Origin of the sequence: Sulfitobacter sp. W002, from assembly GCF_025142135.1 — a bacterium.
Lineage (GTDB): Bacteria > Pseudomonadota > Alphaproteobacteria > Rhodobacterales > Rhodobacteraceae > Sulfitobacter > Sulfitobacter profundi.
In genome coordinates, this window is sequence record NZ_CP081127.1 from 182,704 (window position 1) to 204,151 (window position 21,448).

The window sequence follows — 21,448 nt, forward strand, 5'->3', positions numbered from 1 at the left end:
CGGATCAGCGCAGAATTTCTTTCAGCCAATCGGCAAAGCCGGCCACATCTGCGATGTGATGTTGTGCGTCGGTTGGCCCTTGGCCGATCTTGATGCCAAAGCCACCCATGGCCTGCGCCGCGCGAAAGCCGTCTTCGTCCGTCACGTCGTCGCCCACCATCACCGGCAGCCGCTCCGCAAAGGCGGGGGAGGCCATGAATCGCGTCACCGCGCCGCCCTTGTCGACACCTTTCAGGGCGACTTCGCTGACCATCTTGCCATGCAGGCCGCGCAGGCTGGCGTCTTCGCCAACCAGCGTATCGACAAAGGCGCGGCAGGCCTCGCCCTGATCGGGGGCCTTGCGGTAATGCAGCGCAATCGCGCCGGGTTTGCGTTCTGACGTCACCCCATGCAGCACGGCGAATTCCTCTACCCGGTCGATCACGGGGGCGGGGATCCCTGCGCTCTGCTTTGGGGCGTGATCCGCCGCGGTGCTCAGCCGCAGCTCCAACCCATGCGAGCCAGAGACCGGCAGCCGCAGCGCGCCCAAGATGCGGTCCACATCCGCCAGCGCCCGGCCCGAGATCACCGCCACCGCCCCATTGGTCTGCGCAACAAGTTGCGTCAGCAGGTGGCGCGTCGCCTCCGGCAGGCAGGCGTCTTCGGGGTTGTCGACGATGGGGGCCAGCGTGCCGTCGAGATCAAGGAAAAACGCATGGCGCTCAAGCGGGATCACGGGCGGCAGATTGCTGTGCGACAAGGTGGTGCTATCCATAGGGTCTGGTCTATCCGTTTCAGGGCACTGGCATTTAAAGGGCACTGGGATTTTCAGTGCGCGGGCGTTCTCACGAACCCTATGCGCCGGCGCAGCGAAATCAAAGGATTTATGCTGCAACTGCGCAAAGATGCGCGTCCTGCGGGGCGGGAACCCAGCCAATGCAGCGGCGTTTGCCTAGACGAAGGGCAATCTGCGCGCCCCCGCAAGACCCCGCATCACACATTCGGAACCCCAGATGACCGCACCGTCCACGCTTAGGTACTACCCCGACAGCAAACCCGGCATTGCGCGACGGCGCTGCGGCCGGGGGTTTTCCTATCACGCGCCCGATGGCCGCTGCATCAAGGACAAGGCCGAACGCGAACGTCTGGTAAAACTGGCGGTGCCCCCGGCCTATGAGCAGGTCTGGATCAGCCCTCATGTCAACGGTCACCTACAGGCGACGGGGGTCGATGCGCGGGGGCGCAAACAGTACCGCTATCATCCGCTCTGGTCCGAGGCGCAGGCGCAGGATAAATACGCAAGCCTGCCCGAATTTGCCGAGACCCTGCCGCGCATCCGCCGCCGCGTGCGCCGAGACCTCAAGGAAGAGTTGGGCGAACGTGACTTTGCACTGGCCGCCGCCGTGGCGATGATCGACCGCCTGTCGCTGCGCGTCGGCAATCAAGTCTATGCCAAGACCAACCGCACCTATGGCACGCTGACCTTGAAGCGGCGGCATCTGGTCTTGAAAGACGGCAAATTGCAGGCATCCTTCATGGCGAAGGGAGGCAAGCGGGTGCGCCGCCAGATCGCCAACCGCACCCTGATGCGCGCCTTGGAGAAAATCCGCGATCTGCCGGGCGCGGACCTGCTGACATGGCTCGACGAAGAGGGGGAGCCGCGCAGGCTGACTTCTTCGGCCCTGAATGACTATATCGCCGAGGCCGCAGGGACCGAAGGGTTCTCCGCCAAGACTTTTCGCACTTGGGCCGGGTCTGTCGCGGCCTTTGATGTGGCGCTAAAGGACGACAAACCGACCATCAAAGCCATGGCCGAAGCGGCGGCCCAACGGCTGCACAACACGCCCACCATTGCACGCAACAGCTATATCCATCCGCAGGTCATCGACCTTTGCCAAAACCCCCAAGACCTGCCGGACCCGCCTGATCTTGACGATATGACCCAAGCCGAACGGGGGCTTCTGGCCTTTTTGCGCAGCACCGCGTGACCCTGAATTGACGAGACGGGCGAACTTTAACCGCGCTCAGGCATTGTTAACATGAATAGTGGTATCGCTCGGCTTCAGAAGGACTGAAATTTTATGAACGAGACAGGCGGGCCGACCCTCAGCGGTGTCCTTGACCAGATGGAGCATCTGTCCGGCGGCGCGGATCGGCAGATTACCGTGGAAGAGATCATCGATTGTCTGGGCAAACATTCATTTGCTTCGACGATCCTAACCTTCAGTCTGATCTCTACCTCTCCGGCCAGCGGCATCCCCGGCTTTACGGCGTTTATCGGGTTGGTGGTCTTGTTTCTGGTGGTGCAGATGATCTTTGGCCGCGAGAGCCTGTGGCTGCCGGGCTTTATCATGCGCCGCGACATCGCTGCGAAGAAGCTGCGTGCGGGGGTGCGCTGGCTGCGCCGCCCGGTGGATTTCGTGGATCAATATTTGCATCAGCGGTCGACCTTCATCCTGCACCGCCCGTGGATTTACCTGCCGTTGTTGATGGTGATGGCCCTGTCGATGTTCATGCCGTTCATGGAAATCGTGCCCACTTCCGGCTCTATCGCCTCGGCCATGATCGCCATTTTCGCGGCGGGCTATCTGATGCGCGACGGCAGGGTCGTGATTTTTTCGATGGTCTTGATGTCCCTGCTTCCCGTGGGGGGTGCATGGTTCTTTCTTGGGCGCTGAAAAAATAATCGCAGCGGTTTGCCATGCTCCGCCTGCAAAAGAATTGACCAAAGCCGACCAAGCTGGGAACCTTTACCGACCTAAACCATTAAACCGTTAGTGGTGGTCGGCGTTCCGCCTTAGCAGGCTCGGCGGCCAAAAATCGATTGTTCCCGAGGCATAAAATGGCTGGCAGATTAATTGTAATCTCAAATCGCATCCCGTCAGAGGCCGCCCCCTCCGGTGGGTTGGTCTATGCGCTTCACGAAACCCTGCGCAAGATCGGCGGCATCTGGATCGGGTCGCACCCGGAAACCACCGAAAACCCGTCAGAGAGCCTGAGCGAATATGGCGATCAGGGCAAATACACCCGGCTGAGCTTCAGCCTTAGCCCCGAAGACTACAAGAATTTCTACCTCGGTTTTTCCAACTCGGTGCTTTGGCCGGTCTGTCACCGTCGCGGCGATCTGGTGGAGTTGGACCGGGGGTTCGAGCGGGGCTACAGCGCCGTTAACGCGCGCCTTGCGCGGCAGGTGATGAAAGTAGCCCGGCCGGACGATATGATCTGGGTGCACGATTACCACTTCTTTCCCCTTGCGACAGAACTGCGCAAGCTGGGCTTTGCGGGTAAGATCGGGTTTTTTCTGCATATTCCCTTCCCCGCCTTGGGCGATATGGGCGCCCTCCCGCGGGAGGCCAATCTGGCGCATTGGCTGGCGGACTATGACCTCGTGGGCTTGCAAACCCGCGCTGACGTAGCGCGTTGCCTTGAAATGTTCCGCGCCGAAACGGATTCCGAGTTTTTGATGAACGGCACGATCAAATGCGGCTCACGGGCGGTGGCGCTGCGGTCGTTCCCCATCGGGATCGATGTAGAGACCTTTGTGCAGGCCGCCCAAGGCGGCAGCGCGCAGGACCGGCTTGCCGATGACATGGCGGGGGACATCGTGATCGGGGTGGACCGGTTGGACTACTCCAAAGGTCTGCCCAACCGCTTCCGCGCCTTTGGCCGCTATCTGGAAACCCGCGACGAGCGTGAGCGGCGGGTGAGCATGGTCCAGATCGCCCCGCCAAGCCGCGAAGAGGTCGCCGCTTACCGTGAGTTGCGCTACGAATTGGAAGAGCTTGTCGGCCGAGTGAACGGCGAACATGGAGAGATCGATTGGACCCCGCTGCGCTATATTCACCGCAACCTTGATCGCGATCTCTTAGCACGGCTTTACCGCCGTGCGCGGGTGGGGATCGTCACCCCCTTTGCCGATGGGATGAACCTTGTGGCCAAGGAATATGTCGCGGCGCAAGACCCCGAAGACCCCGGCGTGCTGATCCTGTCGCATATGGCCGGCGCCGCCGAAGACCTGACAGATGCTATTCAGGTCAACCCGTACGACATCGAGGACATGAGCGAGGCGCTCAAAACCGCGCTTGCCCTGCCGCTGGAGGAACGCAAACGCCGCCATGCCAGTTGCATGGCGCAGGTGCGGGCGACGGATGTGAACCGCTGGAGCCAGAACTTTGTCGAAGCGTTGCAAGCCTGCCTGCCGACACTGGTGACCAAACCCGCCGCGCGGGAATGGACGGACGCCTAGCGGCGCGCGTCAGGCATCGGGGGCAAAGATCACTTCAGTCTCCCAACCCTTGCATTTCTCTGCAAGCCCGGCGGGCAGGGGCAGATCGGTAAAGAACATATCCACCTCCCGCGCCGACGCGATGCGCGCCGGGGCGGAGCGTTTAAATTTGGAATGATCCGTCACCAAAAAGGTCTTGCGCGACTGCGCGATGATACATTGGCTGACCCCCACTTCTTCGATATCGAAGTCGAGCAGATCACCATCCGCGTCCATCGCAGAACAGCCGATCACCGCGATGTCGAACTTGAACTGGCGGATCGTTTCGATCGTCAGATTGCCAACCAGCCCACCATCCATGCGGCGCAGCGCCCCGCCTGTCAGCACAATGCGGCATTCGGGATTGTCGACCAGAATATTGGCGACATTCATGTTGTTCGTCACCACCATCAGATCGCGGTGATGTAGCAGAGCGCGGGCCACCGCCTCGGTACTGGTGCCGATATTCAGAAAGACCGAGCAGCCGTCGGGAATATGTTCGGCACAGGCGCGGGCGATGCGATTCTTGGCCTCTTCGTGCAGATTGCGCCGCTCTGCATAGCCGATGTTGCTCGCCCCCGAAGGCAGTACCGCGCCGCCATGCACCCGCTCAAGCTTACCGCTATCGGCCAGTTCCGTAAGGTCACGGCGGATGGTCTGATGGGTCACACCAAAATGCTCGGCCAGCCCGTCGACGGTGACTTTGCCTTCGCGCCGGGCGATTTCAAGGATGTCGGGATGGCGGAATGTCTGTGAAATGGGTGTCGCTCCTGCCTGCTGTTGGCGCATTATCTCCAGTGTTTTGGCTAACGCAAGCAATCGCGCAGCAAGTTGTGATTAGCATGTTCGATATACTGGCGAAACGAACATAAACGAAAATAAAACTTGTGCAGATGAGAGTCGTTTCGTAACACTGCCCCTAATTGGACAGTCTGAGCTGGGGGAGGGCCGGATTTTGAACCAACAGCCCGATAGTCATGTGCCCGCTGCCCCGGTCGATCTTTTCGTCATCGGTGGGGGCATCAACGGCGCCGGGATCGCGCGCGACGCCGCAGGGCGGGGGCTGAGCGTGACCTTGGCCGAGATGAATGATCTGGCTTCCGCGACCTCTTCGGCCTCGACCAAACTGTTCCACGGCGGGCTGCGCTACCTTGAGTATTTCGAGATCGGCCTCGTGCGCCACGCGCTGACCGAACGCGAAGTGCTGCTGAAAGCGATGCCGCATATCTCTTGGCCGATGCGTTTCGTGCTGCCCTATCACCGCGACATGCGGTTCGAGGGGGACACGCCGACTTCCAAATTGCTCCGGCTGTTCATGCCTTGGATGCGGGGCCGCCGCCCGGCGTGGCTGATCCGATTGGGCCTGTTTCTCTATGACAACCTCGGTGGTCGCGAGATCCTGCCCGCCACCCGCAGCCTGTCGTTGCGCGGCACGCCCGAAGGGGCACCGCTGGAAGATCGCTTCGAGAAAGCCTTTGAGTATTCCGACTGCTGGATCGAAGATTCGCGCCTTGTGGTGCTGAACGCCCGCGATGCGGAATTGCGCGGCGCACGCATCATGACCCGGACCAAGGTCATCTCGGCCGACCGCCATGCCGAAGGGTGGGCTGTCACGGTGGAGCATGGCGCCGATGGCCAGCGCGAAGTGATCCGCGCGAAAATGCTGGTCAACGCGGGCGGCCCATGGGTGGGCGACATCATCCACAACACTGCGCGGCTGAACTCCTCCGAAGGGGTGCGGCTGGTGCGCGGCAGCCATATCGTGACCAAGCGGCTCTACGATCACGACAAATGCTATTTCTTCCAAGGCACCGATGGGCGGATCATCTTCACGATCCCCTATGAGCAGGATTTTACGCTAATCGGCACCACGGATGCGGATCACCCCGATCCATCCGTCACCCCGGAATGCACCCCCGAAGAACAGGATTACCTGATCAACTTCGTGAATGGCTATCTCAAGCAGGACATCACCCGTAAAGATATCGTTTGGACCTACTCCGGCGTGCGCCCGCTTTATGATGACGGGGCCAGCAGCGCCACTGCGGCCACGCGGGACTATACGCTGAAGGTGGACGAAACCGGCGGCGCGCCGATCCTCAATGTCTTTGGCGGGAAGATCACCACATACCGCAAACTGGCCGAGGACGCGCTGGATCTGATCGCCCCGCATTTCGGCGGGCTGTCGGATCATTGGACCGCTGGCGTGGCGCTGCCCGGTGGGGATTTCCCGGTGGACGGTGTCGCGCAGTTGATCGCGCGGTTGAAAGCGGATTATGACTTTCTTGATGAAAGCTGGGCAGCACGGCTGATCCGCGCCTATGGTACCGATGCATGGGCGATGATGGGCGAGGCGAAAACGCTCGCGGATATGGGCGAGCACTTCGGCGCGACCCTCACGGCGGGCGAGGTCGCGTGGCTGATGAACAAGGAATATGCCCTCAGCGCAGAGGACGTCGTTTGGCGCCGCAGCAAGTTGGGCCTGCGAATGGATGAGGCGCAGATCGCGCGTCTTGATGAATGGATGCAGATGCGCGCGGCGAAACAAGCCGCCTCTGCAGCGGAATGAGGGGAGGACGAACGTGAGTTTGATCCTAAAAAACGTGTCGAAAACGGTGGGCGGTCAAACGCATATCCACCCGACCGACCTGACCTTGGAAAAGGGCACGATGAACGTGCTTTTGGGGCCTACGTCTGCGGGCAAGACCTCGCTGATGCGGCTGATGGCCGGGCTGGATGTGCCGAACACGGGCCAAGTGATCTGGAACGGTGAGGATGTCACCGGGATGCGCGTCCAAGACCGCAAGGTGGCGATGGTCTACCAGCAGTTCATCAATTACCCCTCGATGACCGTTTACGACAACATCGCATCGCCGATGAAGCTGGTGGGCAAGTCGAAGGATGAGATCGACCGCGCCGTGCGCGAGACGGCTGAACTCATGCAACTGACCCCGATGCTTGACCGCAAACCGCTGGAACTTTCGGGCGGCCAGCAACAGCGCTGCGCCTTGGCGCGGGCGCTGGTGAAAAACGCAGGTCTCGTGCTGCTGGATGAGCCGCTGGCGAACCTTGATTACAAACTGCGCGAAGAACTCCGCGCCGAGATTCCGCGCATCTTTGAACGCGCCGGGTCGATCTTTGTCTATGCCACGACAGAGCCGGAAGAGGCGCTGCTTTTGGGCGGCAACACCGCGACGCTTTGGGAGGGCCGCGTCACGCAATTCGGTCTGACGCCAAGCGTCTACCGTCGGCCTGAGAATGCCACGACGGCGCGGGTCTTCTCCGACCCGCCGATGAACTTCCTGAGCATGACCAAATCGGGCAACACGCTGCGGTTTGACGGCGGTGAAATGCCCGCGCCTGCCACGATGGCAAGCCTGAAAGACGGTGAATATACCGCCGGTTTCCGCCCCAACCACCTGACGCTAAGCGCGCAGGGCGCTGAGGCGATCGGCTTTGACGCGGTGCTGAATGTGACCGAGATTACGGGGTCGGAGACGTTTATCCACCTCGACTATCACGGCGCGAAATGGGTCGGGCTGGTGCATGGCATCCAGCATCTGCAACCCGGCCAGCCGCTGCCGGTCTATCTGGATCCAGCGCATATCTATCTCTTTGACGCGAACGGGGCGCTCGTCTCTGCCGCGCCCTATGCGGAGGCGGCATAATGGCCAAGATCACGCTTGATAACCTTGCGCATTCCTATCTGTCCAATCCGAGCAGTGAGGATGATTTCGCCCTCAAGGAATTGAACCACGATTGGATCGACGGCGAAGCCTATGCGCTGCTTGGCGCCTCGGGCTGTGGGAAGTCCACGCTGCTCAATATCATCTCGGGGCTGTTGCAGCCTTCGCAGGGTCGCATTCTGTTCAACGACGTGGACGTGACCCACGCCCCCACCGCCGAGCGTAACATCGCGCAGGTGTTCCAGTTCCCGGTGGTCTACGACACGATGACGGTGCGCGACAATCTCGCCTTTCCGCTGCGCAACCGGGGCGCGGATGCCTCCTATGTTGCAGAGCGCGTGCAGCAGATCGCGCAGATGATCGGCATGGAGGACGAGCTGAACCGCAAGGCGCGCGGCCTCACGGCGGATGCCAAGCAGAAGATTTCGCTGGGTCGCGGCATGGTGCGTGAAGACGTGAACGCGCTGTTGTTCGATGAGCCGCTGACCGTGATCGACCCGCATATGAAATGGGAGCTGCGCACGCAGTTGAAATCGCTGCACCATGAATTCGGCCACACGATGATCTATGTGACCCATGACCAGACCGAGGCGCTGACCTTCGCGGATAAGGTCGTGGTGATGTACGATGGTCGCGTGGTGCAGATCGGCACGCCGCAGGAACTCTTCGAGCGGCCCGCGCACACCTTCGTGGGCTATTTCATCGGCTCGCCGGGGATGAACCTGTTTGATGCGCAGATCGCGGGCAATGCCGCGCAGGTCGCAGGCACAAGCATCAACTTGAATAAAACTTACGCCCCCAAGGGCGGCAAAACCCAGCTGGGCGTCCGGCCCGAGTTTATCCGTCTTAACGGCGAAGGGCTGGGCCTGCCTGCCAAGGTAACCCGCGTCGAAGATGTGGGCCGCCACAAAATCATCCGCCTTGATGTGGCAGGTCAACAGGTCAGCGCCATCGCCGAGGAAGGCGCGTCCGTGCCGAGTGAAAACACCGCGATCAGTTTCGATCCGGCGGGCATCAATGTCTATGCCGACGATTGGCGCATCAGCGCAGAGGGAGAGGCCGCATGAACAAGACCGTCAACCAAAAGGCATGGTTCCTTGTCCTGCCGGTTCTGATCCTCGTGGCCTTTTCGGCTGTGATCCCGTTGATGACCGTGGTGAACTATTCGGTGCAAGACACCTTTGGCCGGAATGAATTCTTCTGGGCCGGGCTTGAGTGGTTTTCCGACATGCTCGACAGCGACCGGATGTGGGATGCTCTGGGCCGTCAATTGATCTTTTCGGGTGTCATTCTGGCGATCGAAATTCCGCTGGGCATCTTTGTTGCGCTGAACATGCCGAAAAACGGTTTCTGGGCCAGCTTTTGTTTGGTGCTCATGTCGCTGCCGCTGCTGATCCCGTGGAACGTGGTCGGCACCATCTGGCAGATCTTTGGCCGCGTCGACATTGGCCTTTTGGGCTACACGCTCGATAAGCTGGGCATCACCTATAACTACACCCAAGACATCACCGCCGCTTGGATTACCGTTGTGGTTATGGATGTCTGGCACTGGACCTCGCTGGTGGCGCTCTTGGCCTATGCCGGTCTGCAATCCATTCCGGACGCCTATTATCAGGCTGCCAAGATCGACCAAGCCAGCCGTTGGGCCGTGTTCCGCTACATCGAACTCCCCAAGATGGCAGGCGTGCTGATGATCGCGATCCTGCTGCGCTTCATGGACAGTTTCATGATCTATACAGAGCCGTTCGTCGTGACGGGTGGCGGGCCGGGCAATGCCACGACCTTCCTCAGCATCGACTTGGTGAAAATGGCCATCGGCCAGTTTGACCTCGGCCCCGCAGCGGCGTTCAGCCTGATGTATTTCCTCGTTATCCTGTTGATTTCATGGGTGTTCTACACCGTGATGGTCAACCTCGACAAAAGGGATGGTGTGTGATGACCGACACAACCGTGCAAGCCCCCGGTGCCGCGCCCATTCCGGGTGACGTGACCACCGACAAACGCGCCCGGCGCAGCCGCTTTCGGCCCAAAGGGTCTGTAGTGGTGATGACGCTCTACCTGCTTTTCCTGCTGCTGCCGATCTACTGGCTGATCAACATGAGCCTGAAGACCAACGCAGAAATCTTGGGGAGCTTCTCGCTCTACCCGCGTGATTTGACGCTGGCGAACTATGCCAAGATCCTCACCGATCCGAGCTGGTATATGGGCTATGTCAACAGCCTGATCTATGTTGTGCTGAACACCGTGATCTCGCTCGCTGTGGCACTGCCTGCGGCCTATGCCTTCTCGCGCTACAGCTTTATGGGCGACAAGCATCTGTTCTTCTGGCTGCTGACCAACCGCATGGCCCCTCCGGCGGTCTTCGCACTGCCGTTCTTCCAGCTTTATTCCTCGGTCGGGCTCTTCGACACGCATATTGCCGTGGCGTTGGCGCATTGCCTGTTCAACGTGCCGCTGGCGGTCTGGATCCTCGAAGGTTTCATGCGCGGCGTGCCGAAGGAAATCGACGAGACGGCCTACCTTGATGGCTACTCTTTCCCGCGCTTCTTCATCCGTATCTTCACCCCGCTGATTGCCTCCGGCATCGGTGTCGCGGCGTTTTTCTGCTTCATGTTCTCATGGGTCGAACTGCTGCTGTCGCGCACACTTACTTCGGTCGACGCGAAACCCATCGCCGCCACCATGACCCGCACCGTTTCGGCCTCGGGCCTCGACTGGGGCGTGCTGGCCGCCGCCGGGGTGCTCACAATCGTACCGGGCGCTTTGGTGATCTATTTCGTCCGCAACTACATCGCCAAGGGCTTTGCCCTCGGCCGCGTATAAAGGGAGACCGCTCATGTCTTGGATGGCTTGGACCATGCCCACCGCGATCTTCTTCGGTGTCATCGCGTTGTTACTCGTGACCTTCACGATCCTCGCGATCAAATTCCCCGAGACGCCCCGCGTGGGCATTCTCAGGATCGAAACAACCCGTGGTGACCGTCTGTTCATCACGCTTCTCGGCTCGGCCTTTATCAATTTGATCTGGCTGGGTTTCGAGGCGGGCCCGCAGCCCTTTGCGCTGCTGGTCTGCCTTGCCTATGCCGCAGCCGTATTTCGCTGGGTCTAGGCGCTATCACGGCTGATCCCGGTTAATCGGGGCAGCCATACGACACGACCAAATGTCTAGGGAGGACATAATGAAACGATCTGTCATGAAATCGAGTACCGCACTTGCGGTCACGCTCGGTCTGCTCGCCGGACCAGCATTCGCGGATATGGAAGCCGCGAAGAAATTCCTCGACGAGGAAATCGAACGCTCCGCGCTGAGCCGCGAAGAGCAGGAAGCGGAGATGCAATTCTTCATCGACGCTGCCGAGCCGTTCAAAGGCATGGACATCAAAGTCGTGTCCGAGACCATCACCACCCATGAATACGAGGCCAACGTGCTGGCCCCGGCCTTCACCGCGATCACCGGCATCAACATCACTCACGACCTGATCGGCGAAGGTGACGTGGTCGAGAAGCTGCAAACACAGATGCAGTCGGGCGAGAACATCTATGACGCCTATATCAACGACTCTGACCTGATCGGCACGCACTGGCGCTACAAGCAGGCGCGCAGCTTGACCGACTGGATGGCGAACGAAGGCAAAGACGTGACCAACCCCGGTCTCGATCTGGACGATTACATCGGCCTTGATTTCACCACTTCGCCCGACGGTGAGCTGTACCAGCTGCCCGACCAGCAGTTTGCCAACCTCTACTGGTTCCGCCAAGACTGGTTCACCGACCCCGATCTGATGGCCGAGTTCAAAGAGAAATACGGCTATGATCTGGGCGTTCCGGTCAATTGGTCCGCTTACGAAGACATCGCTGAATTCTTCACTGGCCGCACCATCGACGGCGTCGAAGTCTACGGCAACATGGACTACGGCAAGAAAGACCCGTCGCTTGGCTGGCGCTATACCGATGCGTGGCTGTCCATGGCGGGCGGCGGCGACGTGGGTGAGCCCAACGGCCTGCCGGTCGACGAATGGGGCATCCGCGTCAACGAAAACTCGCAGCCCGTCGGTTCCTGTGTGACCCGCGGTGGTGCCACCAACGATGCGGCGGCGGTCTATGCGATCTCCAAGTCTATCGAATGGCTTGAAAAGTACACGCCCCCCGCAGCCGCTGGCATGACCTTCGGCGAAGCCGGTCCGGTCCCTGCACAGGGCGCGATTGCCCAGCAGATGTTCTGGTACACGGCCTTCACCGCGGACATGGTGAATGAGAATGCCACAGCCGTGCTGAACGACGATGGCACGCCGAAGTGGCGCATGGCCCCCAGCCCGCATGGCGCCTACTGGAAAGATGGCCAGAAGGTTGGCTATCAGGACGTGGGCAGCTGGACGCTGATGGAAAGCACCCCCGTCGACCGCGCCAAGGCCGCGTGGCTCTATGCGCAGTTCGTGACCTCGAAAACCGTTGATGTTGAAAAGGCCCACGCCGGTCTGACCTTCATCCGCGAGTCGACCATCCAGCACGAAAGCTTCACCGAACGTGCGCCGAAACTCGGCGGTCTGGTGGAATTCTACCGCTCGCCTGCGCGCACCGCATGGTCGCCCACCGGGACGAACGTGCCGGATTACCCCAAGCTCGCGCAGCTGTGGTGGCAGAACATCGGCGATGCAATGTCCGGTGCGAAAACCCCGCAAGAAGCGCTCGACAGCCTCTGCGCCGAGCAGGAAAAGGTCATGGAACGGCTTGAGCGCGCAGGCGTCCAAGGTGATCTGGGTCCGAAGATGAACGAAGAGCAGGAAGCCTCCTACTGGCTGGAACAGCCCGGCTCGCCGGTTGCCAAGCTCGACAACGAAGACCCCGAGCCCGAGACAATCAGCTACGAAGAGTTGATCAAGTCCTGGCAGTAAGCCAAACTTTGGGGGGCCGGGGCGCAGCAGCGTTCCGGCCCCTTTTTCATTCCATAAGACAACCGGGGGCTGCGCCATGACCCATATCCTCGCCATTGATCAGGGAACCACATCCTCGCGGGCGATCATCTTTGACGGCAACATGGCCGTGACGGCCACCGCCCAAGAAGAGTTTCCGCAGCATTTCCCCCGCTCCGGCTGGGTTGAGCATGATCCCGGCGATCTGTGGTCCACCACTGCGGGCACCTGCCGCGCGGTGATCGAAAAAGCGGGCCTGCGCCCCGATGACATCACCGCCATTGGCATCACCAACCAACGCGAGACGACGCTGGTCTGGGACGCCAAGTCCGGCCAGCCAATCTATAACGCCATCGTTTGGCAAGACCGCCGCACTGCCGATTTCTGTCGGGCACTGCGCGAGAGTGGCGATGACAAGATCATCACCGAACGCACCGGCCTGCTGGCTGATCCCTATTTCTCGGGCACCAAGCTGAAGTGGATTTTGGATAACGTCGACGGGGCGCGCGACCGCGCAGCGGCGGGCGAGTTGCTTTTCGGCACGGTTGACAGCTACCTGATCTGGAAGCTCACCGGCGGCGCGCGCCATGTGACCGATGCCACCAACGCCGCGCGCACCATGCTCTATGACATTCACAAGGGCCGTTGGAGCACGACGATCTGCAAGATGTTCGACATTCCCGTCGAGATGCTGCCCGAGGTCAAAGACTGCGCCGCCGATTTCGGCATGACCCGTCCCGATCTGTTTGGCCGCGAGATTCCGATCCTTGGTGTGGCAGGCGACCAGCAGGCGGCGACCATCGGGCAGGCTTGCTTCCAACCGGGCATGATGAAGTCGACCTATGGCACGGGCTGTTTTGCGCTGCTGAATACGGGCGGAACGGCGGTGACTTCAACCAATCGCCTACTCACCACCATCGCCTATCAACTCGACGGCAAGCCGACCTATGCGCTCGAAGGGTCGATTTTCGTTGCCGGTGCCGTGGTGCAATGGCTGCGCGACGGGCTTAAGATGATCCGCGAGGCGAGCGAGACCCAAGCGCTCGCCGAACAGGCCGATCCGCATCAGAATGTGGTGCTGGTGCCCGCCTTCGTCGGCCTCGGTGCGCCTTACTGGAACGCGGAGTGTCGCGGTGCGATCTACGGGCTGACGCGCAATTCCGGCCCCGCCGAATTGGCCCGTGCGGCGCTGGAAAGCGTCGGCTACCAGACCCGCGATTTGCTGGAGGCGATGCAGGCCGATTGGGCCGCGCAGGGGCAAGCGGGCGAGATTGCCACCCTGCGTGTCGACGGCGGGATGAGCGCCAGTGACTGGGCGATGCAGTTCCTGTCCGACGTGATCGGCGCCTCAGTCGACCGTCCTGATGTGCTGGAAACCACGGCGCTTGGAGCGGCATGGTTGGCGGGGCAGCGGGCGGGCATCTACCCAGACATGGAAGGCTTTGCCCGCGAATGGGCGCTTGATCGGCGGTTTGAAATGCAAATGGATGCGGCGACGCGGGATGAGAAATACGGCGCATGGAAGCGCGCTGTGAACGCCACGTTGCAATTCTGATGGTGGGGATCGCAGCATTTGGTTTCGCCACCGCCGGGCGCATCCGCTTTGGCCGTGGGACCGCTTCAGAAGCAGTCGACGCCGCGCTCAGCTATGGCCGCCGGGTGCTGATTTTACGCGGTGGATCCGTCGCTTGGGTGGATGAGCTCAGCCGTGACCTGACGGCGGCTGGATGTGACGTGACCGAGGTCCGCAGCAGCGGCGAACCCTCGGTCGAGGATGTCCGCGCCGCCGTCGAGGCAGGGCGCGGGGCGCAGGTGGTGCTGGGCGTCGGCGGCGGCGCGGTCATCGACCTTGCCAAAGCCGCAGCGGCGCTGATCCCTTCGGAGTGCGACGTGATGGAACATCTCGAAGTCGTGGGCGCGGGCAAGCCGTTGCAAGCCGACCCGCTGCCGATGATCGCGATCCCGACCACCGCGGGCACCGGGGCCGAGGTCACCAAAAACGCCGTTATCGCCGTGACGCAAGCCGCGCGAAAAGTCAGCCTGCGCGACGACCGAATGCTGCCGCGTTTGGCCTTGGTCGATCCTGCGCTGACGGATGGCGCGCCGCGCGGCGTCACGTTGGGGTCGGGCCTTGATGCCTTGGTGCAGGTGATCGAGCCCTATCTTTCAAGCAAAGCCAACCCGCTCAGCGATGCGCTCTGCCGTGCCGCGATTCCGCAGGGGATTGCCGCGCTCAAACGTCTGGCTGCGGGCGAAGACCCTGCCGCGCGGGACGCGATGGCCTATGTCAGCCTGTCGGGCGGTTTGGCGCTGGCGAATGCGGGCCTCGGCGCGGTGCATGGGCTGGCCGGTGTGATCGGCGGGCAGTTTGGCGCGCCGCATGGGTTGATTTGTGGGCGTCTGCTGGGGCCAGTGCTGGCCGCCAATAGTGATGTGCTCGGTGCCTCCCGGCGGTTTTCAAAAGTGCAGACATGGCTGGCAGAGGGTTTTGATCTGCCCGAGACCGGCACCTTCACCGCCCTCTCGGCCCTGCTTGACGATTGGGGACTGGAGCGTCTGAACCGCTGGATCCCCAAAGGGACTGACCTTGCAGAGACTGCGCAGGAAGCGGCGGCGTCTTCCTCCATGCGGGCAAACCCCTGCGCCCTCAGCCAAGACGCGCTGGAAAATTGCATCCGGGCTGCGCTGTAAGTCGGGCAGGGGCCGGTTGCCCCCGCCCGTTTGTTCTCACGCGGCGCGCGGCGGTGTATTACCGTCGCCCAAGTCCCAGAACACGCCCGCCATCATCCGCAGCGCATCGCGGCAGACGGGTTTCAGCACATGTTCATCCGGCGCGTGCTGCGAACAGCTGCGATAGGAATGCGGCACCCAGACCGTCGGCAGACCCAGAATATCGCTGAAACTGTCGTTGGGCAGGGAGCCTGCAAGGTTCGGCAGGATATGTGGTGCTTTTCCGGCGCTTTTCGTGAGGGAGGCGGCCACGAACTTCACCCACGGGTGATCCGCATCCAACCGCGTCGCGCGGAAGAAGCCGCGGTCATGTGGTTCGATCCGCACCTCCTCAAATCCGTGTTTATCAAGGTGGCGGCGCAGCGCGGGCAAGATGTCTTCGGGATCGGTGCCGACCACATAGCGCAATTGGCAAGTGGCGGTGGCATGGGCCGAGATCGCGTTGACCGGCGCTTCGGGGACACCGCTTTTCATCGCGAGAATGGCAAAGCTGTTCCAGCCATAGGCGCGCTCAACCGGGGTCAGGTCTTCTTCGCCCCAATCCTTGTCGATGGCGGGGCCATCATCGCTTTTAATCGGCAGGTCTTTCAGCGCGTCGCGGACCGAAGGCGTCAGACTGTCGGGCCGCCATTCCGCGATCTGGATTTGCCCGCGTTTGTCGGCGATGGTCGCCAGCGCTTGGGCCAAGATCATCGCCGGATCGGCAAGCAAGCCACCCCAATTGCCCGAGTGATGCGCCCCGTCGCGTTTGTCGATGATCAGATCAAAGGAGACCCCGCCGCGCGAGCCCATGAACATGGTCGGCACATCGGGTTGCAGCCTTGGCCCGTCCGAGGCGATCAACACATCCGCCGTCAGCTTCTCGCGATGTTCGGTAAAGAACTCTGGCAGGCCTGCGCTGCCGGTCTCTTCGCTCATTTCGATCACGATGCGGCAGTTGAACCCCAGCTTGCCGCGCGTTTTCAGCACGGCCTCAAGAGCAGCGATATTGATCAGGTGTTGGCCTTTGTTGTCGGCGGTACCGCGGCCATAGAGCTTGTCGCCTTCCTCAACCAATTTGAACGGATGCAGCCCGTCGCGCCACTGGTCGGTCTGGGCGCGGATCACGTCGCCATGGCCATAGGTCAGCACGGTGGGTAGGTCCTCGCCCTCGCGGCGCTCACCGACCAAAAGCGGCCCGCCGCGCGGGTCGGGGTTGTCGTGCAGCGAACAGGTAAAGCCCATCGCGGTCAGGCGCGGCTCCATCGTCTCGGTCAGGTAGCGCATGAGTTCAGGCGCTTGGTCGGGGTTCTGGCTTTCGGTCTCGTAAGAGACGAGGGTGCTCAATTCGGATTGGAATGTGCCGTCGTCGAAATAGGTCGTGATCGCTTGGATCGCGCTGTCGCGGGTCATGCTTAAAGGTCCTTTGTCATATCTTCGGAAACGGCGTCGCCCCAAGGCGACATGATCTCGGTGCAGCCGGAATTGCGCCCCGCGTTGCGCATCACACCTGCGGGGCAGGCAAAGGCGTAGGGAAAGATCGTGCGTTTGGTCTCGGCGACGGTGTTCTCTTCGCGCAGACGGTCCAGCACATCGCGCGGCAGGTCTTCGTCGGCGATGAGTTGGTTCGCGTCCGAAGCGTCGATCCGGGGCGCGTGGAAGCTTTCCTCCAACGACATGTCGAAATCGGTGACGAAGGATGACAGTTGCGCCACCGCGCCGAGGATCTTGCGCCCGCCGGAGGCCCCGAAGGCAAAGCGTTTGTCACCCTGTTCGCCGACCACCGGGCAGACGTTCATCAAGCAGCGTTTGTTCGGGCCGAGCGAGTTTGGGCGGCCCTGAACGGGATCGAACCACATGATGCCGTTGTTCATCAAAAACCCGGTTGAGGGGGAGACGACCCGCGAGCCAAAAATCGACAGCAGTGTCTGGGTCTGCGCAACCATATTCCCGTGACGGTCGACGACCGAGAAATGCGTGGTGCACCCCGGGGCCTCGGGGCTTTCGCCGGTGTCGCCCATTGATCCAAGCCGCCGCGCGTAGGCGCCTTTCAAGGCCGCAGCCATCGCGGCATAGCTGTCGGGGCCGGGAGCGCTGCCGAGGTCTTCGGTTTCCAGTGCCGCAAAGGTATCGCGGAAGGTCGGGCCAGCGGTCAGCCCCGGCACCACATGGAACCGCGCATCGCGGTAGGCGAAATCGAGTGGGGTGTGGAACTCGGCCCGGTAGGCTTGCAGGTCTTCGCGCGAGAGACTGCCGCCTTTGTCCTGCACATCCTTCGCCATGGCCGCGCCAAGGTCACCGTCATAGAGCGTGCGCGCCCCATGCCGCGCAATCTGATCAAGGCTGTCGGCCATGCGCGATTGATCCAGCCGTTTTTCGGCCAGCGCGGTCCAACCGCTGATCGTCGGCCATTGCCCATCTTCGAGGAAAACCGCCGCAGCGTCGGCATCTTTGGCCAATTCGCGGGTGCAAGAGGCGATGACGAGTGCGGCATACCAATCCACCGTCAGCCCCTTGCGGGCGTGGTCAATCGCGGGCGACAGCAGCTCATTCCAAGGCATCTTGCCAAAGCGCGCGTGCGCTTGGCCCAGCCCATCGACCACACCCGGCACGGCAATCGCCGTTGCACCCTGCACGTTGCGGTCGCCTTCGACATGCTCCCAAGGGAACAGATCGCCTGCCTTGCCGCGCCCGCTGAGCGGATAGTTCGCCGGGTCAAGCGCGCCGGGGCTGCGCATGCCGTGGTTCAGCGCATGGGCCTGACCTTCCTCGGCGCGCCAAAGCATCATTGCCCCGCCACCTGCCGGGCCGCTCATCCACGGTTCCAACACGCCGATGACAAATGAAGTGGCGACAGCCGCGTCCACGGCATCGCCCCCTGCCGCCAGCACCTCGGCCCCCGCAAGTGCTGCCAGACGGTGCTGTGCGGCGACGACGCCATGTTCGGTTTCAATGACGGTTTTGCGGGTTTGACTGCTGTGCGACAGGTTCGATGACATGGGATTACTCTTGCTCGTACATGGGGGTTTCCGGATCGTGCAGAAGGCAGGCGACATGCCCCTGCGGGATCGGGGTGTGACGCGGGGCCTTTTGCGTGCAGAGGTCCGTCGCACGCGGGCAGCGGGGGTGAAAATGGCAGCCCGGCGGCGGCGCGATCGGGTTGGGATAGGCCATGCCAAGCTGCGTGTCCGGCACGCCCAAGCCCGGCTCGGGCGTCAGCACGGATTTCAGCAGCGCCTTAGTGTAGGGATGACGCGGCGCGTCGAAAAGCCCGGCGACCGAGTTCTGCTCAACGATCTCGCCCAGATACATCACTGCCACGCGGGTCGCGAGGTGTTCGACCACCGCAAGATCGTGACTGATGAAGAGATAGGTCAGGCCAAACTCTTCGCGCAGCTCGCCCAATAGGTTGAGGATTTGGCTCTGCACCGACACATCCAGCGCCGAGGTCGGCTCGTCGCAGATCACCACTTCGGGCTTCATGATGAGCGCGCGCGCAATGGCGACGCGCTGGCGCTGGCCGCCTGACATCTGGCTGGGATAGGTGTTCATCACGCGTTGCGGCAAGCCGACGACGTCGAGGATTTCCTTGACCTTTTTCTTGCGGCTGGCCTCATCCCCGATGCCATGTACCCGCAACGGCAGAGAGATCACGTCATAGATGCTCTTGCGCGGGTTGAGCGAGGAATAGGGGTCCTGAAAGATCGGCTGGATGCGCCGCGCGAGCGCCAGACGGCCCTGCTGCGTAATCTCTTCGCCGTCGATTTTGACGTGACCGGCAGTGGGTTGCTCCAGCCCCAAAAGGATCTTTGCGAGGGTGGATTTACCGCAACCGGATTCACCGACCAGCCCCAGCACTTCGCCTTTGCCCAGTTGCAGCGATACGTCGTTCACAGCCGTCAGCGGTTTGACCTTGCCGAACATGCCCTGTTTCACCCGGTACGTTTTGCTGACGCCGGAAAGCTCCAGCACCGGGGGGGTGTTTACGCTGTCCTTCATACGGTCAGCTCCTTCTCGGAATGGCGTTTGCCATCGGGGAAAATGCAGCGGAAGGCGTGGCTGCCGTCCTCTCTTTTCGGGATCTCGCCCCGGCATTCGGCAACCGCATGCGGGCAACGGGTGCGGAAGACGCAGCCTTCGACTTCGCCCACCAGCGAGGGCACGATGCCCGGAATGGTGCCCAGTTTCGCGCCGCGGTCGGTCTTGCCGGGCAGGGGGATGCAGCGCAGCAACCCGCGGGTGTAGGGATGCGAGGGCGCGTTAAAGATGTCGCCCACCGGGCCGGTTTCGACCAACTCGCCCGCGTACATCACAGCGACCTTGTCGGCCACACGCGCCACGACGCCGAGGTCATGGGTGATGAGGATGACGGCCATGTTCATCTCGCGGCCCAGATCGTGCAGCAGCCGCAGGATCTGCGCTTGGATCGTCACATCAAGCGCGGTTGTCGGCTCATCCGCGATGATCAGTTCCGGCTCGCACATCAGCGCCATGGCGATCATCACGCGCTGGCGCAGACCGCCTGACAGTTGATGCGGATACTGCGACAGACGGCTCTCGGCGGCGGTGATGCCAACTTTCTCAAGCAGTTCAATCGCCCGGTCCCGCGCCTGCTGGCGGCTGACCTTGCGGTGCAGCAGCAGCGCCTCGGCCAGTTGATCGCCGATCGTATAGGCGGGGTTGAGCGAGGTCATAGGCTCTTGAAAGATCATCGCCATCCGCGCACCGCGCAGTTTGCGCATCTGGCCTTGGCTGGCGGTGGTCAACTCGGTGCCATCAAAGGTCATCCGATCCGCGTTTCGCTTGATGGATTTGCCCAAGAGCCCCATCAGCGCGAGCGAGGTGAGCGATTTGCCCGACCCGCTTTCGCCAACGATACACAGGGTCTCGCCACGGTTAAGGTCGAAGTCGATCCCACGCACCGCATGCAGGGTGCCGCTGCCCGTGGGAATGTCGAGCCGCAGGTTGCGGACACTCAAAAGAGGTTCTGTCATGGGTCAGCTCCGGTTTTCGGGGGCGGTCACGTCGCGCAGGCCGTCACCCATCAGGTTGATCGCCAGCACCAGCACGAACAGGACAGCGCCGGGGATCAGGACGAGCCACGGCTCGAACAGCATCATGTTTTTGCCTTCAGAGACCATCAGCCCCCAGCTTGGCGTCGGGGGTTGCACACCAAGGCCAAGGAAGGACAGCGCCGCTTCGAGCAAGATCGCATGGGCCATTTCCAGTGTTACGACAACGATCAGATTGTTGGCGATGTTGGGCATGATCTCGGACAGCAGGATGCGTGGGGTGGAGGCACCGATCACCTGCGCCGCCGCCACGTATTCGCGCCGCCGCACCTGCATGGTCGAGGCGCGCATCACCACGGCGAAACGGTCCCAAAGCAGCAGGCCCAGCACCATGATCACGACCTGTAGCGAACCGCCAAGGATCGCGACGACCGCGAGGGCCACGAGCACCACCGGCATCGCCAATCGCACGTTAATCAGGAAGGTCACGACCGCATCGACCTTGCCACCGAAGTAGCCAGCAGCCACGCCCATGGCCGTGCCGATCACGCCCGAGATCAGCGCCGCCACGGCCCCGATCAACAGTGAAATCCTTGCGCCATAGATCAAGCGTGACAGGTAATCGCGGCCAAGGTGGTCGGTGCCCAAGGGATGCTCCCAATCGCCGCCAAGGAACACAGGCGGCTCCATCCGGGTCATCAGGCTTTGCGCATAGGGGTCATGCGGGGCAAGCCATGGGGCGAGGATCGCGATGATCGTAAGGATCACGAGGACAATCGCCCCGATCAACAGACCCTGATGCCCAAAGACGCGCTTGCGCAGCATCTGGCCGGGGGTCGGGCCGGTGATTTCGTCCAAAAGGCTGTCATGTGTACCAGCGGTGATCAT

At 61.7% G+C, this 21,448-nt stretch carries 19 protein-coding genes; 12 read left to right on the forward strand and 7 right to left on the reverse strand.

The features are described 5' to 3' along the window. Positions 1-4 precede the first annotated feature (4 nt). On the reverse strand, positions 5-754 hold the full coding sequence (gene otsB / locus K3758_RS17640; RefSeq protein WP_259950323.1) for a trehalose-phosphatase: 750 nt from the start codon (positions 752-754) through the stop codon (positions 5-7). A gap of 238 nt (positions 755-992) precedes the next feature. On the opposite strand from otsB, the gene K3758_RS17645 reads away from it, so the two are divergent. The 3 genes from K3758_RS17645 to K3758_RS17655 all read left to right on the forward strand — a co-directional run bounded on the left by K3758_RS17645 (position 993) and on the right by K3758_RS17655 (position 4,225). Next, positions 993-1,967: a DNA topoisomerase IB gene (locus K3758_RS17645; RefSeq protein ID WP_259950325.1), complete on the forward strand. Its 975-nt coding sequence runs from the start codon at positions 993-995 to the stop codon at positions 1,965-1,967. A gap of 93 nt (positions 1,968-2,060) precedes the next feature. After that, positions 2,061-2,657: an exopolysaccharide biosynthesis protein gene (locus K3758_RS17650; RefSeq protein ID WP_259950327.1), complete on the forward strand. Its 597-nt coding sequence runs from the start codon at positions 2,061-2,063 to the stop codon at positions 2,655-2,657. A gap of 164 nt (positions 2,658-2,821) precedes the next feature. Continuing rightward, complete coding sequence (locus K3758_RS17655) at positions 2,822-4,225, forward strand: trehalose-6-phosphate synthase (RefSeq protein WP_259950329.1); 1,404 nt, start codon at positions 2,822-2,824, stop codon at positions 4,223-4,225. Between the two features lie 9 nt (positions 4,226-4,234). On the opposite strand, the gene K3758_RS17660 is transcribed toward K3758_RS17655, so the two are convergent. After that, positions 4,235-5,002 (reverse strand): DeoR/GlpR family DNA-binding transcription regulator, encoded by a 768-nt coding sequence (locus tag K3758_RS17660; RefSeq protein WP_067628842.1) that lies wholly within the window; start codon positions 5,000-5,002, stop codon positions 4,235-4,237. 196 nt (positions 5,003-5,198) lie between these two features. Here K3758_RS17660 and glpD point away from each other — a divergent pair, with 196 nt between their 5' ends. The 9 genes from glpD to K3758_RS17705 all read left to right on the forward strand — a co-directional run bounded on the left by glpD (position 5,199) and on the right by K3758_RS17705 (position 15,530). Further along, positions 5,199-6,812 carry a glycerol-3-phosphate dehydrogenase gene (gene glpD / locus K3758_RS17665; RefSeq protein ID WP_259950330.1) on the forward strand — a complete coding sequence of 538 codons (1,614 nt, stop codon included), beginning with the start codon at positions 5,199-5,201 and terminating at the stop codon, positions 6,810-6,812. A 13-nt stretch (positions 6,813-6,825) separates the two neighbouring features. Continuing rightward, positions 6,826-7,911: an ABC transporter ATP-binding protein gene (locus tag K3758_RS17670; RefSeq protein WP_259950331.1), complete on the forward strand. Its 1,086-nt coding sequence runs from the start codon at positions 6,826-6,828 to the stop codon at positions 7,909-7,911. Further along, complete coding sequence (locus K3758_RS17675; RefSeq protein ID WP_259950332.1) at positions 7,911-8,996, forward strand: ABC transporter ATP-binding protein; 1,086 nt, start codon at positions 7,911-7,913, stop codon at positions 8,994-8,996. Before K3758_RS17670 ends, K3758_RS17675 begins: the two co-directional genes overlap by 1 nt. Beyond that, on the forward strand, positions 8,993-9,865 hold the full coding sequence (locus K3758_RS17680; RefSeq protein ID WP_067628794.1) for a carbohydrate ABC transporter permease: 873 nt from the start codon (positions 8,993-8,995) through the stop codon (positions 9,863-9,865). The genes K3758_RS17675 and K3758_RS17680 overlap by 4 nt, the downstream gene beginning before the upstream one ends. Beyond that, positions 9,865-10,752, forward strand: a complete 888-nt coding sequence (locus tag K3758_RS17685) for a carbohydrate ABC transporter permease (RefSeq protein ID WP_067628796.1) — start codon at positions 9,865-9,867, stop codon at positions 10,750-10,752. The genes K3758_RS17680 and K3758_RS17685 overlap by 1 nt, the downstream gene beginning before the upstream one ends. A gap of 13 nt (positions 10,753-10,765) precedes the next feature. Continuing rightward, a complete protein-coding gene (locus K3758_RS17690; protein WP_259950336.1) occupies positions 10,766-11,038 on the forward strand; it encodes a DUF2160 domain-containing protein in 273 nt (90 codons plus the stop codon). Between the two features lie 70 nt (positions 11,039-11,108). Then, positions 11,109-12,821 (forward strand): ABC transporter substrate-binding protein, encoded by a 1,713-nt coding sequence (locus tag K3758_RS17695; RefSeq protein WP_259950338.1) that lies wholly within the window; start codon positions 11,109-11,111, stop codon positions 12,819-12,821. Positions 12,822-12,897: 76 nt separating this feature from the next. After that, positions 12,898-14,394 carry a glycerol kinase GlpK gene (glpK, locus tag K3758_RS17700; protein WP_259950340.1) on the forward strand — a complete coding sequence of 499 codons (1,497 nt, stop codon included), beginning with the start codon at positions 12,898-12,900 and terminating at the stop codon, positions 14,392-14,394. Beyond that, positions 14,358-15,530: an iron-containing alcohol dehydrogenase gene (locus K3758_RS17705; protein WP_259950343.1), complete on the forward strand. Its 1,173-nt coding sequence runs from the start codon at positions 14,358-14,360 to the stop codon at positions 15,528-15,530. The genes glpK and K3758_RS17705 overlap by 37 nt, the downstream gene beginning before the upstream one ends. A gap of 36 nt (positions 15,531-15,566) precedes the next feature. Here the strand turns inward: K3758_RS17705 and K3758_RS17710 are convergent, their stop codons facing one another. Genes K3758_RS17710 through K3758_RS17730 form a run of 5 tightly spaced genes read right to left on the reverse strand, consistent with a single transcriptional unit; the run spans position 15,567 to position 21,448 of the window. Further along, entirely contained in the window at positions 15,567-16,961 is a 1,395-nt protein-coding gene (locus K3758_RS17710; protein WP_259950345.1) for a M20 family metallopeptidase, read from the reverse strand. Between the two features lie 2 nt (positions 16,962-16,963). Further along, positions 16,964-18,547, reverse strand: a complete 1,584-nt coding sequence (locus K3758_RS17715) for a gamma-glutamyltransferase (protein WP_259950347.1) — start codon at positions 18,545-18,547, stop codon at positions 16,964-16,966. Between the two features lie 4 nt (positions 18,548-18,551). Then, positions 18,552-19,547 (reverse strand): ABC transporter ATP-binding protein, encoded by a 996-nt coding sequence (locus tag K3758_RS17720; RefSeq protein WP_259950348.1) that lies wholly within the window; start codon positions 19,545-19,547, stop codon positions 18,552-18,554. Continuing rightward, complete coding sequence (locus tag K3758_RS17725) at positions 19,544-20,542, reverse strand: ABC transporter ATP-binding protein (RefSeq protein WP_259950350.1); 999 nt, start codon at positions 20,540-20,542, stop codon at positions 19,544-19,546. Before K3758_RS17725 ends, K3758_RS17720 begins: the two co-directional genes overlap by 4 nt. 3 nt (positions 20,543-20,545) lie before the next feature. Beyond that, positions 20,546-21,448, reverse strand: coding sequence for an ABC transporter permease (locus K3758_RS17730; RefSeq protein WP_259950352.1), 903 nt, complete (start codon positions 21,446-21,448; stop codon positions 20,546-20,548).

Coding starts and splice junctions, on each gene's coding strand:
- K3758_RS17655 (WP_259950329.1), top strand. CDS start 2,822: ATGGCTGGCAGATTAATTGTAATCTCAAATCGCATCCCGTCAGAGGCC.
- K3758_RS17680 (WP_067628794.1), top strand. CDS start 8,993: ATGAACAAGACCGTCAACCAAAAGGCATGGTTCCTTGTCCTGCCGGTT.
- K3758_RS17685 (WP_067628796.1), top strand. CDS start 9,865: ATGACCGACACAACCGTGCAAGCCCCCGGTGCCGCGCCCATTCCGGGT.
- K3758_RS17705 (WP_259950343.1), top strand. CDS start 14,358: ATGGAAGCGCGCTGTGAACGCCACGTTGCAATTCTGATGGTGGGGATC.
- otsB (WP_259950323.1), bottom strand. CDS start 754: ATGGATAGCACCACCTTGTCGCACAGCAATCTGCCGCCCGTGATCCCG.
- K3758_RS17675 (WP_259950332.1), top strand. CDS start 7,911: ATGGCCAAGATCACGCTTGATAACCTTGCGCATTCCTATCTGTCCAAT.
- K3758_RS17715 (WP_259950347.1), bottom strand. CDS start 18,547: ATGTCATCGAACCTGTCGCACAGCAGTCAAACCCGCAAAACCGTCATT.
- K3758_RS17650 (WP_259950327.1), top strand. CDS start 2,061: ATGAACGAGACAGGCGGGCCGACCCTCAGCGGTGTCCTTGACCAGATG.
- K3758_RS17695 (WP_259950338.1), top strand. CDS start 11,109: ATGAAACGATCTGTCATGAAATCGAGTACCGCACTTGCGGTCACGCTC.
- K3758_RS17645 (WP_259950325.1), top strand. CDS start 993: ATGACCGCACCGTCCACGCTTAGGTACTACCCCGACAGCAAACCCGGC.
- K3758_RS17690 (WP_259950336.1), top strand. CDS start 10,766: ATGTCTTGGATGGCTTGGACCATGCCCACCGCGATCTTCTTCGGTGTC.
- K3758_RS17730 (WP_259950352.1), bottom strand. CDS start 21,448: ATGATCACCGCTGGTACACATGACAGCCTTTTGGACGAAATCACCGGC.
- K3758_RS17710 (WP_259950345.1), bottom strand. CDS start 16,961: ATGACCCGCGACAGCGCGATCCAAGCGATCACGACCTATTTCGACGAC.
- K3758_RS17725 (WP_259950350.1), bottom strand. CDS start 20,542: ATGACAGAACCTCTTTTGAGTGTCCGCAACCTGCGGCTCGACATTCCC.
- K3758_RS17720 (WP_259950348.1), bottom strand. CDS start 19,547: ATGAAGGACAGCGTAAACACCCCCCCGGTGCTGGAGCTTTCCGGCGTC.
- glpK (WP_259950340.1), top strand. CDS start 12,898: ATGACCCATATCCTCGCCATTGATCAGGGAACCACATCCTCGCGGGCG.